The following is a 15,510-nucleotide window of genomic DNA, read 5'->3' as shown; positions in this document are numbered from 1 at the left end:
GGCAAATTCGGGTGCTCTGGCATGCTCATGTCCGATCGAAGCGGGCCGTGAGCCCATCCGCCAGCGCGCGCAGCAGCCGTCCGGCGAGCGGGGCCTTCCCGTGCGGCGTCCGTGCGACGAAGGCGGCCAGCTGCAGCGGCACGTAGACAAGGGTACGCAGCTTCCAACGGGTGGGGATATGGGCAAGGCGCAGCAAGTGAAACTGGTTGCGCGCATAGCTCTGCATGCGCGCGGCGGACTGGCGGGGAAACCGCAGGCCGCCGACCTCGACGATGCCCTCGCCGACCCGGTGCCGCAGGGTGACGCCTGGCACGCACCAGACCGAAAAGCCCTTCGACCAGGCGCGGAAGCACCATTCGACGTCGATCGCGTCCATCCGGTAGCGGGCCTCGAAACCGCCGATGGCGCGTAGCGCTGCGAGCGTTATCAGGCTGCCGGAGGTGATGAGGAAATCGGTTGCGCGATAGGCGGCGGGGGCACCGGGAACGGTGCGGTCGCGGTAGTGCGGCACCTTGGTCGGCGCCTCTGGATCGGCGGCGAGCGCCGGCCCGACCGCCGCCGGGCGGTATCCCCGGGCGTCGAGATCGTCGAAGGCCTCGCACAGACGGCGGGCCATGTCGGGCGTCGGCGTGCTGTCCTGGTCGAAGAAGAGGATCGCCTGGCAGCCTCGCTGCTCTGCCGCTTCCACCAGACGGTTGAGCCCGGCGCCGATGCCGGCATTCGCCTCCGTCTGCAGCAAGGAGAGGCGGCTGTCGGCCCGCAATGCATCGAGGAGGGACGGCTCGATGGCCTCGCCGGTCGGCCCATCGACATGGACGAGGACGGGCCCGCCGAAACCGGTGGCCACCGCGATGAGGGCCTGCAGCAGAGTTTTGTCGGGGCGGTAGACCGTGATGGCGATGGCGATGTCTTGGTCGCGAAGCGGCATCCCGTATATCCGTTCAACGGCGACGCGAAGCGTCGCCTTGCTTCCCCGTCTTACCCCATCATGCCCTCGATCAAGGCTTTCTGACGGGGCAAGCAGACGCCGTGCAGGTCGTAGCGGTCGATCACCGTCTGCCGACCGGCCTTGCGCATCGCGCGGTAGTTCTCGGGCTTCGAGATCGCGTCCACCACGGTATCGGCAATGCCCTCCGGATCGAAGAAGTCGACGAGCAGTCCGTTCTGCCCGTGCCGGATGACTTCCTCGACCGGCTGCGTCTGCGAACCGATCACCAGACACTCCGTCGCCATCGCCTCCAGCATCGACCAGGACAGGACGAAGGGATAGGTCAGGTAGACGTGCGCGTCCGAGACCTGCAGCATCTGCTTGAACACCTCGTAGTCGATTCGGCCGACGAAGTGCACCCGCTTCTCGTCGATCGTCACCTCCTTCAGCGCCCGCGCCTTGTAGCTCTCGCCGGCCGGGAGTTTCGCGCCATAGCTTACCCCGTCGCCGCCGACGATGACGATCTGCGCCGTCGGGTGCTTCTTCAGGATCCGCTCGGCGGCCCGCATGAAGACATGGAAGCCGCGATAGGGCTCGAGATTGCGCGCAACGAAGGTGACGAGCGGCACCGTGCCGTCGAAGGTGATGCCGTTGAGGGTGACCGAGGGCTTCTCGGCGGCTTTGAGCGCTGCGGTGTCGACCCCGTCGTGGATGACCGAGACCTTGGCGGAATAGGCCTCGGGAAACCGGCTCTGCTGCCACCAGGTGGGCGAGATGCCGCGGTCGGTCGCCTCGAGACAGCTGAGCAGCAGCTGGTTGCGGCTGCGCAGGTGGAATTTCAGCTCGTCGCTCGAGGGGAATTCCTTGTCGAAGCCGACATCGGCGCCGGTGGCGCTGTAGAAGAACTCGAAATAGCTGAGCAGCGGCACGTCGGGGAAGATGTCCTTGACGAACTGCGTCTCGCCCCAGCCGCAATGGCCGATGATGAGGTCCGGCTTGACCCCGTTGTTCTTCAGCTGCAGCAGGATCCGCGCCACCGCCTGGCCGTGCAGGATGCCGTCCTCGATCGTCGTGAGATAGGGGTGGATGTTCGGCGTCGTCGCCCGGTGCGGCTGGTAGGCGATCAGCTCGATGTTCGGCAGCCGGTTCGGCGTGTTCTTGGTGATGAAGGTGATCTTGTTGTGCGGCGCCAGCTCCCGGCAAAGGTGCAGGAACTGCCCGGGAAAGTTCTGGTGAATGAAGATCAGTCGCTTGTTCTTGATCATGGATCCTGTGGGGCGCGGACGTCCCCTTCCTGTCACGCCGGGCACGGCGTCGCGCACGGACCGGCGTCCTGCATCCTCTGCCGGGCGGGATTGACCCGTACCCGCGCAGAGGATGCCCTGGCAGCTGGGGTGAGGTGGCCTAGCGCTCGCGGAAAGCCTGGCTCATCGAATGGGTGACCGGTTCGATCAGATATTGCAGGGCGGTACGCGCCGTGGTCGGAATGATGACCTCGGCCGGCATGCCCGGGTAGAGCTGCAGGTCCTGCGCGGCATGCGACAGAGACTCGGGGTCGACGCGCACCTCTGCGGTGTAGAAGGACGTGCCATTTTCGAGGGTCACGCGGTCGGCCGAAACCTTGGTCACCTCGCCCCAGGCGGACGGGGTGATGCTCTGGTTGTAGGCGGTCAACTTGATCTCCGCCCGCATTCCCGCCTTCACCTGGGCGATGTCGGTGGTCGGCAGGTTCGCCTCGATGATCATCGGGCTGTTGCTCGGCACGATCTCCATCAGCCGTTCGCCGGGCGAGACGATGCCGCCATTGGTAAACTGTGTGAGGCCGAACACGGTGCCGGCTGCGGGCGCCTTGACTTCGACGAGATCGAGGGTCGCCTTGGCCGACTGCAGCCGCGGCAGGATATTGGCGAGGTCGCCCTGGATGTCGCTGAGGCCCTGGCTGCCTTCGGTCAGGTGATCCTCGAACAGACGGTTGATCTGCATCTGCGTCTCGCCCTTGGCCTGCTCGGCCTCGGCGATCTGTGCCTTCAGGCTGCCGATCTGGCCGTCGAGACCAGCGGCGACGCGCTGCAGCTCCAGGACCTTGGTCTTGGTGCCGAAGCCGCGCTCGGCCAGCGACTTGGTGCCGACGAGCTCCTGCGCGATGAGCGAGCTCTGGCTGGAAATCGCGTCGATCTGCGCCTGGTAGCCGGAAATGCGGGTGTTCAGCTGGGCCAGCCGCTGCTCCAGGATGCTCGCCTGGTTGCGGATCGCCTGGCGGCGCTTTTCGAAAAGGCTGGTCTGGTCGCTGATCAGGCCGGCGATCGCCGTTTCGCTCTGGCGCTGGGTCAGGGCTGGCGGGAAGGAGACCTCCTCGACGCCGGCGCCTTCCGCCATGAAGCGCGAGCGCCGGGCCAGGAGGTTCATGTACTGGTTGTCGTAGACCTCGAAGGCCGAGCGCGCCTGCACGTCGTCCATCTTCACGAGCACGTCGCCCTTCGCCACCGTCTGGCCGTTGCGGACGAGAACTTGCGAGATGATGCCGCCGTCGCGCTGCTTGATGACCTTGCGGTTGTCCTCGACCTTGACGACGCCGGCCGCCATGATCGCGGCGCCGAGCGGGGCGAAAGTCGCCCAGATGCCGAGGCCAACGACGAAGACCGCGACGATGACCGAGCCGATGATGATCGGCCGGCGCATGCCGGTATCGAAATCCTCCGGCGGCTCGTTGACGGCCAATGCCAGAGGCCTGGAAGTTGCGAGCGCGGTGGAAGCTTCCGGCTCTTCGGAGGGCTTTCTGAAAGCTACAACTGACATCGACGCTTCTTTCAACTCGGATGGCGACGAAAAACCCTCGTCGGGTCGGCCTTCAGGATGATGACGCCCCGGCCCCGATCGGGGTGGTGGCATCGGTGACGCGCGGCGCGGCTGCCTCGCCGGCCACCGGCGCGGCCTGCGGGACCGGCGTCGGCATCAGCTTGGCAAGGACCGCGTCGCGCGGACCGAAATTCTCGATCACGCCGTCGCGCAGCAGCAGGATCTTGTTCGCAAACTTCAGCGCCGACATCCGGTGCGAAATTACCACGACCGTCGAGCCCATCTTGCGCAGCTCGAGAATGGCCGCGAGGAGGGCGTTCTCGCCATCGGAATCGAGGCTGGCGTTCGGCTCGTCCAGCACCACGAAGGAGGGCTTGTCGTAGAGCGCGCGGGCCAGCGCGACGCGCTGGCGCTGGCCGACCGAGAGCATCGCGCCGCCGTCGCCGAGCTCGGTGTCGTAGCCGTCGGGCAGGCGCAGGATCATGTCGTGGATGCCGGCCATGCCGGCGGCTTCCAGCACCTTGCCGTCGTCCGGGTTGGCGACGAAGCGGCTGATGTTGTCGCGCACCGTGCCCGAGAACAGCTCGACGTCCTGCGGGAGATAGCCGACATGGCGGCCGATATGGTTGCGGCCCCAGGAGTGCATCTCGGCGCCGTCAAGGCGCACCGCGCCGGCGGTCGGCTGGGAGACGCCGATGAGGAGACGGGCGAGCGACGACTTGCCGGCGCCGGACGGCCCGATCAGGCCGAGGCAGTCGCCCGGCTCGAGGGCGAAGTTGAGGCTCTTTAGCAAAGCTTTCTGCGTGCCTGGGAAGGCGTAGACAACCTGCTCGACCGAGAGCCGGCCGACCGGGCGCGGCAGTTCCATGCCGGTCTCGCGAGCCGGGAACTCGTTCAGCAGGCCGTTGAGGCGGCTGAAGGCCTGGCGGGTCTGGATGATCGCCTGCCAGGAGCCGACGGCGCGCTCGACCGGCGCCAGCGCCTTGCCCATCAGCATCATCGAGCCGAACATCACGCCCGGACCGGTGAGGCCGTCGATCACCAGCAGCGCGCCGCCGCCGAGGATGGCGATCTGCAGGAACATCCGGAGGAAGCGGATTGCGGCCGAGACGGTGCCGCCGCGCTCGGACGCGGTTTCCTGCGCCTGCAGCATCGCCAGCCGATCGCCGTTCCAGCGCTTGGCAAGGCCCGGCAGCATGCCCATGGCGTGGATGACTTCGGCGTTGCGCAGGCCGGAGTCGGTCGCGCTGTAGGAGCGCTGGCCGGCGACGTTGGCCTCGCGCATGGCCGGGCGGGTGACGTATTCGTTGAGCGCGGCAAGGCCGAGCAGCAGCAAGGCGCCGACGGTCGAGAGCAGGCCGAGGCGCCAGTCGACGATCCAGATGACGGCGAGGAAGATCGGCGCCCAGGGCGCATCGAGCACGGCGTTGGTGACGCTGCCTGCAAGGCCCTGGCGGAAGGTGTCGAGATCGCGCAGCACGTGGCTGCGCACCGGGCGGCCAGCGCGCAGGCCCGCGGCAACCACGGCATCGAGCAGCCGCGGCGCCAGCCGGCGATCGATCATCGTGCCGATCTTGATCAGGATGCGGCCCCGCAGCTCTTCGAGCGCGCTCATCACGATGAAGGCGCCCGTCGCGGCGATGGTCAGGTAGAGGAGGGTCGGCACCGAGCCGGAGACCACGACGCGGGAATAAACCTGCATCATGTAAAGCGGCATTGCCAAGAACAGAATGTTCGAGCCGAAGGAGAAGATGGCGGCAAAGGTCAGCGGTCGGGCCGATGCCTTGAGGGCAGACTTCAGTTCCGGTGCGAGCGGGGGTTTGGCCGACTGCGGTGCATGTGAGCTCATAGCCTGCCTTATACTGTCCGCCCGACGCGCGGCCGATCGCAAGCCGCAACTCTACGGCGATTTACACGGCGGTAAAGGAGTTTGTCGAGCCTCTTCATTTCCCGAATGGGCCGCTGAGCGCGCATTTTCCGTAGAGGAAGGTATCTGGGCCACACAGGGCGGCAGCCGGCGGCGAGCGCGCGGATGAATTGCGTCAACCGGCGCCGGCCAGCCCCGGCATCCCCCGCCGCAAGGCTGTGCCAGTCAAGGCGACGAAGGCCGGACTGCCGCTATCTCAGCTGGCGTCGACGTATTTCCGCCAGTCGTGCTCCTCGCGGAAACCGAGGACCTCGCGGATTTTCCGGTTGGAGAGCGGTGCCTCGAAGCCGTCGAGCGGACGGCTCAGCTTGATGTTCGGCACGTGCTTGGCAAGGAAGTCGGCGGTCGGCTCGCGGGCGGTGATGGTGTCGTTGACGGCGTTGAACACCTGGAAGCCGAGCCCGTCCTTCTTGATGCAGAGATCGACGATCTGGCCGAGGTCGCGCGCGTCGATATAGCTCCAGGCATTGCGCTTGCGCGACATCGGGTCGGCGAGGAACTTTGGAAACATGCCGTATTCGTGCGGCTCGATGACGTTGCCGATGCGCAGCGCATAGATGTCGGCGCCAGAGCGCATGGCGAAGGCGCGCGCCGTCTTCTCGTTCAGCACCTTGGACAGGCCATAGCTGTCCATCGGGTCGCTGTCGTAGTCTTCATCCAGTGGCAGCGAGTGGAAATCCTTGTCACCGTCGGCGAAGCAGACGCCGTAGGTGGTCTCGCTGGAGGCAATGATGATCTTCTTGATGCCGAGCTTCACCGCGGCTTCGATGACGTTGTAGGTGCCGATCGTGTTGATCGCGAAGGTCTCGTTGTCCGGCCGGATCTGGACGCGTGGGACGGCGGCGAAATGCACGACGGCGTCGATCTCAGCCGGGCCCTTGCCGGTCTCGTAGTCGCCGAGGTCGAAATGGCTGGAAAGGGCGTTGAACATCTGCCCGCTGTCGGAAATGTCGGCGATCAGCGTGTTCACGCCGGGATGTGCCAGGGGCAGGAGGTCGACGTTGAGAACGGTGTGACCGCGTTGCGTGAGGTAGGGCACGACATGGCGCCCGGCCTTGCCGGTGCCGCCGGTGAAGACGATGCGCTTGCTCATGATGATCTCCAGAAATGCGAAGGCGGACGCCCCCGCGAGGCGTCCGCATATAAGGGGGTGCCGGCCGGGTGCTACTGGCTCTGGCGGAAATTGCGGATGCGGTCGAACAGCACCGCGAGGAGGATCGCGCCGCCGATGAAGACGCCTTGCCAGAAGGCGTTGATGCCGAGGAGGCCGAGGCTGTTGCGGATCACCTCGATCAGCGCCGCGCCGATGATGGCGCCGAGCGCCGTGCCGATGCCGCCGGCAAGGTTCGCCCCGCCGATGACCGCGGCGGCGATCACCTGCAGCTCCATGCCCGAGCCGATGTTCGTCGTCACCGCGCCGAGCCAGCCGGTCTGGATGATGCCGGCGATCCCCGCCATGACGGCCGAGATCATGTAGACCGCGACCTTGATCGGCTTCACCGGAATGCCGGTGAGGGTGGCCGCATGCTCGTTGCCGCCGATCGCGAAGACATGCCGGCCAAAGCTCGTCCACCGCAGGACGAAGCCCATGATCAGGCCGAGCACCACCATGTAGACGACGGGGTTGGCGATGCCGAACAGCCAGGCGCCGCCGCCAAGCGCCAGCAGCTGCTGGTGGTCCGGACCGAACTCAAAGACCACGGTGTTGTTCGACGCGACCATGGCCAGGCTCCGCGCGATCGACAGCATGCCGAGCGTCACCACGAAAGGCGGATAGTCGAGATAGGCGATGAGGATGCCGTTGAAGGCGCCGACCACCAGCGCCGTGCCGATGGCCGCGGCGATGCCGACCTCGATGGAGTAGCCGGCATGCATGGTGACCGCGAGCACCATGCTGGTGAGGCAGAGCACCGAGCCGACCGACAGGTCGATGCCGCCGGAGATGATCACCAGCGTCATGCCGAGGGCGATGATCGCGACGAAGGTGACGTTGCGGGTGATGTTGTAGAGGTTCTTCGACGTCGCGAATGAATCGGTCGCGACCGACAGGAAGAGGCACGCCAGAATCACCGCGACGAAGACCCAGAAGGTCTGGCTCGCGAACTGCCGGGAGAGCCAGCTTTTCGGCTTCTGCTCGAGGGGTTGGTCCAGCGTCAATGCCATGGTCGACCTGTCGTATTGCCGCAAGAAAGGGGCCCGCAGAACGCCGCGGGACGGAAAGATCGCGGGGGCGGGAAGCGTATTGGCGCCATGGGTCAGGCCGTCTCGATCGCGCCGGTGATGAGGCCGGTGACCTCCTCGGGCGAGCTGGCGGCGATCGTCTTGTCGGCGACCTTGCGGCCGCGGCGCATGACGATGACGCGGTCGGCGACATCGAAGACGTCGGGCATGCGGTGGCTGATGAGGACGACGGTGATGCCCTGGTCGCGCAGGCGGCGGATGAGGTTCAGCACCTCGGCGATCTGGCGGACGGAAATCGCCGCGGTCGGCTCGTCCATCAGAACGATCTTGGCATCCGACAGCCGCGTGCGGCCGATCGCGACCGCCTGGCGCTGGCCGCCGGACATTTTGCGCACCAAGTCGCGAGGCCGGGTCTCGGATTTCAGCTCGGCGAAGATCTGCGCCGAGCGCTTGTACATTGCGGCATAATCGAGGACCTTGAACGGGCCGATGCCGCGCTTCAGCTCGCGGCCGAGGAAGACGTTCGCGGCCGCCGTCAAATTGTTGCAGAGCGCGAGGTCCTGGTGGACGATCTCGATGCCGTGCTGGCGCGCCTCGACCGGCTTGTTCATCACGAGCTCGGTATCGTTCATCTTCAGGCTGCCATGCGTCGGCCGGAAGTTGCCGGCGATCATCTTGACCAGCGTCGACTTGCCGGCGCCATTGTCGCCCATCAGGCCGACCACCTCGCCGGGCTGCAGCGTGAACGATACGTCGTTCACCGCATGGATGGCGCCGAAATGCTTCGACACGTTGATGAGCTGTAGTACCGACACGTGCCGCTTTCCTCCCGTGCAGGATGCGCGGCGCCGGCTTCGATCTCCGCCGAAGGCTCTGGCCGCATCCCCGCAGGCGGGGGCATCGTGCGGATGCCATACCGCACAGTCTGCGTCCGGCCGTCAACCTTCAGCCAAGCAAATAAAACCAAGTTTTCGCGGTGCAGATTGACGCTGCTTCACGCTCTCGATTACATGATCGTCAAGGGATGGGGCGGCTCTATTGTTGCACTGCGCTGGCTTTGAGCAGTTGCAGCAATAGTGATTGCGTATTCCATTGATAACGTTCGGGCCAGTGATGGGTGCAGTCGATGTTCGGCCGCCGCGTCGCCGTGCCTGCGCTCATGCCGGGTCCTTCGGGAAAGCCGGTTTCATGGCGGATCGCCCGGCACAAGGGCGGCGGCCACTATCGCACAGCCAGGTCCAGAAGGGCCGGCGGGGCATCTCGGGAGGAAACACCATGCGCAAACTCACTCTGCTGCTGGCCGCGGCCACCATGGCGCTGGCGGGCGCCGGGCCGGCTTTGGCCAAGAAGCAGCTGGTGATCGTCGTGAAGGGCCTCGACAACCCCTTCTTCGAGGCGATCAACCAGGGCTGCCAGAAGTGGAACAGCGAGAACGCCAGTTCCGAATATGAATGCTTCTACACCGGCCCGGCCTCGACCTCGGATGAGGTCGGCGAGGCGCAGATCATCCAGGACATGCTGGGCAAGGCCGACACCGTGGCCATGGCGATCTCGCCGTCCAATGCCAAGCTGATCGCCCAGACGCTGAAGACCGCCGCGCCGACGATCCCGATCATGACGCTCGACGCCGACCTCTCCGCCGACGATGCCGCATTGCGCAAGACCTATCTCGGCACCGACAACTACCTCCTCGGCTTCAAGCTCGGCGAATACATTAAGAAGGCAAAGCCGAACGGCGGCAAGATCTGCTCGATCCAGGGCAATCCCGGCGCCGATAACATCCTGCGCCGGGCGCAAGGCACGCGCGACGCGCTGACCGGGCAGAAGGGCATCGCCGCGCTCGCCGGCGAGGGCGGCTGGACCGAAGTCTCCGGTTGCCCCGTCTTCACCAATGACGACGGCGCCCGCGGCGTCCAGGCGATGACCGACATCCTCGCCGCCAATCCGGACCTCGACGCCTTCGCCATCGAGGGTGGCTGGCCGCTGTTCGGGGCGCCGCAGCCCTACCGCGATCTCGTCAAGCCTTTGGCCGAGCGGATCGCCAGCGGCGACTTCGTGATCGCCGCCGCCGACACGATCGGCGATGAGGTGGCAATCGCCAAGGAGGGCCTTGTCACCGCGCTCGTCGGCCAGCGGCCGTTCGAGATGGGCTACAAGGCGCCCGGCGTCATGATCGACTTGATTGAGGGCAAGGCCGTCGCAGACCCGGTCTTCACCGGCCTCGACGAATGCACCAAGGACACCGTCGACACCTGCATCCAGAAATAAGATCGGCGACGGGGAGCCATTCCGCTTCCTCCCCGTTGTCGCGCGTCTCGTGCAATCGGGCCGGCCTGTTTCGACAGGCCGGCCCGATGTCATTCTCCCGTCGCTTTCGGAAGGCACAAGGCCGGCACTGTCACGGAACTCGATACCATGCGTCACGTCCTTCTCCTCGCCCCCCGGCATCGCCGCGGCTACACCGATTCGGCGATCCTCGACGCCAAGGCGCGCGGCGACATGCCGACCGCGGCGCGCGGCGCCACAGACGAGGCCTATCTCGCATCGTCGATGGGATGGCTGGGCCGGGTCGAGGCGATCGCCGTCTATGACGACCTGCCGCTGACCGCGACGATGCGCGCGATCATCGAGAAGGCCGAAACCCTCGGCCTGGCAGTTGAGCACCGGCATCTGCCGCTGGAGCGGCTAAGCGTCATCGACCGCATGGCGATCGCCGCCTGAGCAGGTCGCGACGGCATCGCGGGCATCTTGTCGCGGCGCCGCTTTCGGCCTCCTGAGCTCTCAGTCTTTCACGTCACAACGAAAAACGGCGCCACTTGCAGCGGTGCCGTCCGTTTTGGTGAGGTCGGTCGCCTTGCGGCGATCGTCAGGCCGCGTCGGCCCGTCGCGGCAGACGCCAGTTCGGCCGGATGAAGTGGCAGGTGTAGCCGTTCGGGGTTCGCTCGAGGTAATCCTGGTGCTCCGGCTCGGCGAGCCAGAAATCACCCACCGGCGAAAGCTCGGTCACGACCTTGCCGGGCCACAGGCCGGACGCGTTGACATCGGCGATCGTATCCTCGGCCACCGCCTTCTGCTCGGGGCTCGCATAGAAGATCGCCGAGCGGTAGCCGGGACCGCGGTCGTTGCCCTGGCGGTTCGGCGTCGAGGGGTCGTGGATCTGGAAGAAGAATTCCAGCAACTGGCGATAGCTCATCACTTCCGGCTCGAAATTGATCTCGATCGCCTCGGCATGGGTGCCGTGGTTGCGGTAGGTGGCGTTCTTCACGTCGCCGCCGGAATAGCCGACGCGGGTCGAGACGACGCCCGGCATCTTGCGGATCAGATCCTGCATTCCCCAGAAGCAGCCCCCTGCCAGAACGGCGCGTTCGGTGGTCATCGGATGTCTCCTATCGGATTAGTTCGCTGGACCCTTGAGATAGGAAGTTTCCGCTTCGTTTCCAGCCGCTTCGCCGGCCGTCCTCTGCCTCCAACGCGTGGCGAAGATGAGAGCCGTGCCGCGATACGTCCGCGGGCCAGACGGTGCTGCCGTAGTCCCCATGCAGTTCCGGTTTCGCCAGCGGCACCCAGCGAAATTGGGCCGAGCAGCGACGCCCCCCGCTGATCATTGCGCCGGCGCCACCTATATCCGCAGCATGAGAGCGACGATCCAATTTGTGGGAGAGGCTGAATGACGGCCCTGATACCGTTCGACAACAGCTATGCCCGTCTGCCCGAGAATTTCTATGCCCGGGTGCTGCCGACGCCGCCGACAACGCCGCGGCTGATCAAGCTGAACCGGGACCTCGCCGTCCAGCTCGGCCTCGACCCGGATGCGCTTGAAACGGCGGAGGGTGCCGAGATTCTGGCGGGGAAGCGGGTTCCGCTCGGTGCCGAGCCGATCGCGCTCGCCTATGCCGGCCACCAGTTCGGCAGTTTCACGCCGCAGCTCGGCGATGGGCGGGCGATCCTTCTCGGCGAGGTCGTAGACCGCGATGGTGGTCGCCGCGACATCCAGCTGAAGGGGTCCGGTCCGACGCCCTTCTCCCGCCGCGGCGACGGGCGGGCGGCGCTCGGGCCGGTGCTGCGCGAATATGCCGTCAGCGAGGCCATGGCGGCGCTCGGTATCGCGACGACGCGCGCGCTGGCGGTGACGACGACCGGCGACAGTGTCGTCCGCGAGACCGATCTTCCAGGCGCCGTGCTGGCGCGGGTGGCGGCGAGTCACATCCGCATCGGCACCTTCCAGTTCTTCGCCGCGCAAGGCGACGGGGCGGCGCTGAAGCACCTCGCCGACCACGCCATCGCCCGGCACTATCCCGATGCGGCGCTGGCCGCGTCGCCCTATCGGGCGCTCCTCGAGGGCGTGATCGGGCGCCAGGCGGATCTGGTGGCGCGCTGGATGCTGGTCGGCTTCATCCACGGGGTGATGAACACCGACAACATGTCGATCTCCGGCGAGACCATCGATTACGGCCCTTGCGCCTTCATGGACGCCTATGATCCGGCGGCCGTCTTCTCCTCGATCGACCATTATGGGCGCTACGCCTTCTCCAACCAGCCCGGCATCGCCCAGTGGAATTTGACGCGGCTCGCCGAATGCCTGCTGCCGCTGCTGGCCGAGGACGAGGCGGCGGCGATCGAGATCGCGCAGGAGTCGCTGGCTGGCTTCGCCGACCTCTTCCACAGCGCCTATCTCGGCGGCCTCCGCCAGAAGCTCGGGCTGACGACGGCGCGGGAAGGGGACGACGCGCTGGCGCAGGATCTGCTCGGCCGGATGGCGACGGGCAAGGCGGATCACACCTTGACCTTCCGGCGTCTCGCCGATGCGGCTGCCGATCCCGCGGCCGACGGGGTCGTTCGCGCGCTGTTCGATGCGCCCGAAGCCTTCGACGAATGGGCGGTCCGCTGGCGCGCACGGCTGGCCGAAGAAGCCGGCGATCCGCAAGGACGCCGGACCGCGATGCGCGCGGTCAGCCCGGCGATCATTCCGCGCAATGCCGAGGTCGAGAAGATGATCGCGGCCGCCGTCGGCGCCGGGGATTTCGCGCCGTTCGAGCGCCTCGTCGCGGCACTGGCTGAACCCTACGCCGATCGGCCGGAATACGCGGAGTATGCAAGTGTCCCGGCGACGGCCGAGCGCCCGTACCAGACCTTCTGCGGGACCTGAGCTCTCGCGCCGATTGATCGCGCGGGAGCAATCCGTGCGGCTTTCTCCCGCTAGACACTGGATCATGACAGCCGGCTGCCCCATGCTTCGGGCATGGGAATTGAAATTGAGCGTAAGTTTCTCGTCCGCGACGACAGCTGGAAGACCGTTTCCGGCAGCGACAGCGTTTCGATCCGGCAGTTCTATCTCGCCCGCCGCGACGCCTTCTCCGTCCGCGTCCGCATCGTCGACGAACGCGACGCCTTTCTCACCATCAAGACCGGCAGCGGTTTTACGCGCGGCGAGTTCGAGTATCCCATCCCCTTGGCCGACGCGCTCGACCTCGAGCCCGCGCGCGTCGGCATCACCATCGCCAAGCGCCGGTACCGGCTGCCGCACGGCGATCATCTCATCGAGATCGACGTTTTCGGAGGAGAGCTTGCGCCGCTGATCGTGGCCGAGATCGAGCTCGAGACGGAAACCGATATCGTCGTGCTCCCGGCATTTCTCGGCCGCGAGGTGACCGGCGATCCCGCCTTCTCCAATGTCCGCCTGGCGACGGCCGGCATCCCGGACGCCGCCACGACCCTCTAGCGTCGAGCGTGCCGCAGCGCGATGCTCGGCTTGCCCCACCCGTTCATTTCACCCGCATGATGTTTGCCCGCACGGATTTGACATGAGTTTTCGGATCGACCCCGCCGCCCCGCTCGACGCTGACGTCCGGCGCATTGCCGGAGAGCAGATCGACAAGGCCATCGCCCAGCTCGGCGCGACGTCGTCCGGCGGAGACCGCGATACGGCCATCCACGACGTGCGAAAGCGCATGAAGAAGCTGCGCGCATTGTTCCGCCTGGTTCGGAACGGCGACTCGGCTTTCTACAAACAAGAGAACGCCCGCCTGCGCGACGGCGCGCGCCTCCTGTCGTCCGCGCGCGACCGCACCGCGCTGATCGAGGCGCTGGATTCGCTGGGGCAGGACGTGCCAGCGAGCCTTTCCACCGAAGCGGTCGACGCAGCTTTTGCACCGCTCCGGTTGGAACTGCTCGCCCGGCGCCGCGATGCCGAAGATGGCGAGGGCGGCACCGATGCCCTTATCGCGGGCACGATCGACACCTTGCAGGCCTGCCGGACGGCGCTCGACGGTCTCCGCTTCCCCCGCTCAAAATCGCGCGCCGTCGCCAGTTCGGGCTTTGCCGCTACGCACGCGGCGGCGCGATCGGCCTTGAAGGTCGCCGAGAAGACCAGCGAGGCCGAGGACCTCCATCTCCTGCGCAAGCACGTCAAATATCTCGGCTTCCATCTGGCGCTCCTCGCGCCGCTCTGGCCCGAAGCCTTCGCCCCCTTGCGCCAAGCCGCGGGCGACATTGCCGACGATCTCGGCCGTGACCACGACTTCGCCGTGCTGCGCGACGAGATCGAGGCAGGGCAGCATCCGCTGGTGCTCGCCTTGATGGACAGGCGGCAGGCCGAGCTTCAGGGCAAGGGCCTCGTTCTGGCCCGGCGTCTCCTGGCGGAGAAGCCGGCGGCCGTCGAAACGCGCATTGCCCGCCTCTACCGGGACGCTCGGAAGGGTTCTGTCACACAGATGTGAACGACGCTGGGTTGCGATGGCGAGGCCTCAAATGGGCCAACGCCGAGGCCTTCCCCGCGGCTCGCAAGTGTTGTGGTTCTGCAGCACTTCGACAGACGATTCGCATTGCATGCCAAGCTTTTGCGCCGCCATTAAAATTCCGGTGGAACCGGCTGAATCCTTCGTGCATGCTCTGATTCGTGAGGCTGCTATGAAGCACACGGCGGCAGCTGGCGCACGTCAGGCCCTCTAGAGAAGGGCTGTTAAGGGGAGGTTGTAATGCTGAGACTTGCATCGCAGAACCTCAAAAGCCGCACCATACTTCTGATCGAACGGGACGAAGTCTGTGCAGGCGAGATGATGGCCGCGGTGAAAGCGGCCGGTGGACAGTTGGCGGGTTGTGTGAGTTCGGGCATGGGGGCCGTGGCCTTTGCCCGTCGCCAGCGGATCGACTGCGTCATGGTTCATACCCAGACACTACTGCGGATTTCGTTTCCGCTGAACGAGGTGATGGCCTCGCTTGGCGTGGTCGTCGTGCCCGTGACCTCGTTCGACGAATGGTACGATCTCGACGACGAAGAAGACGAGGAGCAGCCGCTCGAGCTCTTCCTGGCGGCGTGCGCCTGAGAATCGAGGCTTGAGAGAACGGCGGGCGTTGGTGCCGTTCGTATCGCCATGCCATCGACGGCATTTCCGCGAGCATTCCCTCACCATCATTATCCGCGGGATCGCTAGACGAGGGAATCCCGCGGCTCTCTCACCCTCAGCCGGTCCTTCCCGCCCAGGAACCGTCCTGACGGTACCGCTCTCGTGCTGGCCGCGGCGACGCCGGCGTAGGCTTTCGGGGCCGGCGGGCGCAACCGACTGGGCGGCCGGGTGGTCATTCACGCGCAGATGCTTCCTTTGAGGCGGCGCGTGGCACGCCCTTAAACATTCCGGTTTTCCGGCCGGTCCTGTAGGACAGGGCCACCGGGGCGCGCGCC

15 protein-coding genes are annotated in these 15,510 nt (G+C 66.2%); 6 read left to right on the top strand and 9 right to left on the bottom strand.

The genetic code is table 11. The annotated features are described in order from the left end of the window. Positions 1 to 25: 25 nt before the first annotated feature. The 8 genes from ACZLZQ_RS21710 to ACZLZQ_RS21675 all read right to left on the bottom strand — a co-directional run bounded on the left by ACZLZQ_RS21710 (position 26) and on the right by ACZLZQ_RS21675 (position 8,993). Positions 26 to 928 carry a glycosyltransferase family protein gene (locus ACZLZQ_RS21710; protein WP_472951166.1) on the bottom strand — a complete coding sequence of 301 codons (903 nt, stop codon included), beginning with the start codon at positions 926 to 928 and terminating at the stop codon, positions 26 to 28. A gap of 50 nt (positions 929 to 978) precedes the next feature. Continuing rightward, on the bottom strand, positions 979 to 2,193 hold the full coding sequence (locus ACZLZQ_RS21705) for a glycosyltransferase family 4 protein (protein WP_472951165.1): 1,215 nt from the start codon (positions 2,191 to 2,193) through the stop codon (positions 979 to 981). A 139-nt stretch (positions 2,194 to 2,332) separates the two neighbouring features. Further along, the gene (locus ACZLZQ_RS21700) at positions 2,333 to 3,724 is read right to left on the bottom strand and encodes an HlyD family type I secretion periplasmic adaptor subunit (protein ID WP_472951164.1); all 1,392 of its coding nucleotides are present in this window, start codon (positions 3,722 to 3,724) and stop codon (positions 2,333 to 2,335) included. 52 nt (positions 3,725 to 3,776) lie between these two features. Further along, positions 3,777 to 5,573: a type I secretion system permease/ATPase gene (locus tag ACZLZQ_RS21695; protein WP_472935752.1), complete on the bottom strand. Its 1,797-nt coding sequence runs from the start codon at positions 5,571 to 5,573 to the stop codon at positions 3,777 to 3,779. Between the two features lie 274 nt (positions 5,574 to 5,847). Beyond that, entirely contained in the window at positions 5,848 to 6,744 is an 897-nt protein-coding gene (locus ACZLZQ_RS21690; protein ID WP_472951163.1) for an NAD-dependent epimerase/dehydratase family protein, read from the bottom strand. A 71-nt stretch (positions 6,745 to 6,815) separates the two neighbouring features. Next, positions 6,816 to 7,814: an ABC transporter permease gene (locus ACZLZQ_RS21685; protein ID WP_472935754.1), complete on the bottom strand. Its 999-nt coding sequence runs from the start codon at positions 7,812 to 7,814 to the stop codon at positions 6,816 to 6,818. A 92-nt stretch (positions 7,815 to 7,906) separates the two neighbouring features. After that, positions 7,907 to 8,647, bottom strand: a complete 741-nt coding sequence (locus tag ACZLZQ_RS21680; RefSeq protein ID WP_472951162.1) for an ATP-binding cassette domain-containing protein — start codon at positions 8,645 to 8,647, stop codon at positions 7,907 to 7,909. Between the two features lie 220 nt (positions 8,648 to 8,867). Beyond that, positions 8,868 to 8,993, bottom strand: a complete 126-nt coding sequence (locus ACZLZQ_RS21675) for a hypothetical protein (RefSeq protein WP_472951161.1) — start codon at positions 8,991 to 8,993, stop codon at positions 8,868 to 8,870. Positions 8,994 to 9,107: 114 nt separating this feature from the next. Between ACZLZQ_RS21675 and ACZLZQ_RS21670 the strand changes: the two genes are divergently transcribed. Together ACZLZQ_RS21670 and ACZLZQ_RS21665 are read left to right on the top strand one after the other, a co-directional pair. After that, entirely contained in the window at positions 9,108 to 10,100 is a 993-nt protein-coding gene (locus ACZLZQ_RS21670) for a substrate-binding domain-containing protein (protein ID WP_472951160.1), read from the top strand. A 147-nt stretch (positions 10,101 to 10,247) separates the two neighbouring features. After that, positions 10,248 to 10,553 carry a hypothetical protein gene (locus tag ACZLZQ_RS21665; RefSeq protein WP_472935757.1) on the top strand — a complete coding sequence of 102 codons (306 nt, stop codon included), beginning with the start codon at positions 10,248 to 10,250 and terminating at the stop codon, positions 10,551 to 10,553. Positions 10,554 to 10,698: 145 nt separating this feature from the next. Here the strand turns inward: ACZLZQ_RS21665 and msrA are convergent, their stop codons facing one another. Beyond that, positions 10,699 to 11,208 (bottom strand): peptide-methionine (S)-S-oxide reductase MsrA, encoded by a 510-nt coding sequence (msrA, locus tag ACZLZQ_RS21660; protein WP_472951159.1) that lies wholly within the window; start codon positions 11,206 to 11,208, stop codon positions 10,699 to 10,701. Positions 11,209 to 11,499: 291 nt separating this feature from the next. Here msrA and ACZLZQ_RS21655 point away from each other — a divergent pair, with 291 nt between their 5' ends. The 4 genes from ACZLZQ_RS21655 to ACZLZQ_RS21640 all read left to right on the top strand — a co-directional run bounded on the left by ACZLZQ_RS21655 (position 11,500) and on the right by ACZLZQ_RS21640 (position 15,154). Beyond that, positions 11,500 to 12,978: a protein adenylyltransferase SelO gene (locus ACZLZQ_RS21655; protein WP_472951158.1), complete on the top strand. Its 1,479-nt coding sequence runs from the start codon at positions 11,500 to 11,502 to the stop codon at positions 12,976 to 12,978. A 93-nt stretch (positions 12,979 to 13,071) separates the two neighbouring features. After that, entirely contained in the window at positions 13,072 to 13,551 is a 480-nt protein-coding gene (locus ACZLZQ_RS21650) for a CYTH domain-containing protein (protein ID WP_472951157.1), read from the top strand. 82 nt (positions 13,552 to 13,633) lie between these two features. Then, a complete protein-coding gene (locus ACZLZQ_RS21645) occupies positions 13,634 to 14,548 on the top strand; it encodes a CHAD domain-containing protein (RefSeq protein WP_472951156.1) in 915 nt (304 codons plus the stop codon). A gap of 258 nt (positions 14,549 to 14,806) precedes the next feature. Beyond that, complete coding sequence (locus ACZLZQ_RS21640; RefSeq protein ID WP_472935762.1) at positions 14,807 to 15,154, top strand: hypothetical protein; 348 nt, start codon at positions 14,807 to 14,809, stop codon at positions 15,152 to 15,154. Positions 15,155 to 15,510: the final 356 nt, after the last annotated feature.

It is taken from the genome of Mesocryomonas lacus (genome assembly GCF_055730105.2).
This window is presented reverse-complemented; position numbering and strand designations above follow the sequence as displayed.